Source organism: Ruegeria sp. AH7, from assembly GCF_056541325.1.
In genome coordinates this window covers 1-767 of record NZ_JBQFYF010000018.1, presented here as the reverse complement: position 1 = coordinate 767, position 767 = coordinate 1, and the positions used below count along the sequence as shown (strand labels likewise).

General features: G+C 58.9%; 1 protein-coding gene. It reads right to left on the bottom strand.

Translation table 11 applies throughout. The features are described 5' to 3' along the window. The coding region (locus tag ACR0JX_RS19695) for an elongation factor Tu (RefSeq protein ID WP_480545518.1) at window positions 1-767 on the bottom strand (767 nt) is incomplete at both ends.

Below are 767 nucleotides of genomic sequence, written 5' to 3'. Positions count from 1 at the left end.
TCCACACCACGCAGCAGGGCACCGATGTTGTCGCCTGCTTCACCGCGGTCCAGCAGCTTGCGGAACATTTCAACGCCGGTGCAGGTGGTTTTGCTGGTGTCGCGGATGCCAACGATTTCGATCTCGTCGCCAACGTTGATCACGCCACGCTCAACACGGCCGGTCACAACGGTACCACGGCCCGAGATCGAGAACACGTCTTCGATCGGCATCAGGAACGGCTGGTCAACAGCACGCTCGGGGGTGTCGATATACTCATCAACAGCCGCCATCAGTTCCTTGATTTTCTCTTCGCCGATTTCCGGGTTGTTGCCTTCCATCGCGGCCAGAGCCGAACCTGCGATGATCGGAATATCGTCGCCGGGGTATTCATACGAAGACAGCAGCTCGCGGATTTCCATTTCCACCAGTTCCAGCAGCTCTTCGTCGTCAACCTGGTCCACTTTGTTCATGAACACGACCATCTTCGGGATGCCAACCTGGCGGCCCAGCAGGATGTGCTCACGCGTCTGCGGCATCGGGCCGTCAGCGGCGTTCACAACCAGGATCGCGCCGTCCATCTGAGCGGCACCGGTGATCATGTTCTTGACGTAGTCGGCGTGGCCGGGGCAGTCGACATGCGCATAGTGGCGGTTGTCGGTCTCGTATTCCACGTGGGCGGTCGAGATGGTGATGCCGCGCGCTTTCTCTTCCGGCGCACCGTCAATCTGGTCATACGCTTTGAAGTCACCGAAATACTTGGTGATTGCTGCGGTCAGCGTGGTCTT